Below are 255 nucleotides of genomic sequence, written 5' to 3'. Positions count from 1 at the left end.
GAGGGTAAGGGGGGTGAAGTCGTAACAAGGTAGCCGTACCGGAAGGTGCGGCTGGATCACCTCCTTTCTAGGGAGACAACCTAGAGCCGTTCTCATCCTCCCCAGCATCCGGCTGCGAGGGCTCCGAAGAGAGTCCCCGCGCACCTTGACAGTTGCATAGCGCGTGACATGAAAATGTCAACATGATCAACACCAACATCAATTTCCTAAGCTGATTAGGTTCTCGATGGGTGCTCGCATCATGGAATAGACGAT

Annotated in this window: 1 rRNA gene; it reads left to right on the top strand. The window is 53.7% G+C overall.

What is annotated here, in order from left to right:
- Positions 1–67: ribosomal RNA gene (locus NE591_RS15850) — 16S ribosomal RNA — on the top strand; the annotation flags it as partial.
- Between the last annotated feature and the right edge of the window lie 188 nt (positions 68–255).

The organism is Adlercreutzia sp. DFI.6.23, from assembly GCF_024462535.1.
Classification (GTDB): domain Bacteria; phylum Actinomycetota; class Coriobacteriia; order Coriobacteriales; family Eggerthellaceae; genus Adlercreutzia; species Adlercreutzia rubneri.
This window is presented reverse-complemented; position numbering and strand designations above follow the sequence as displayed.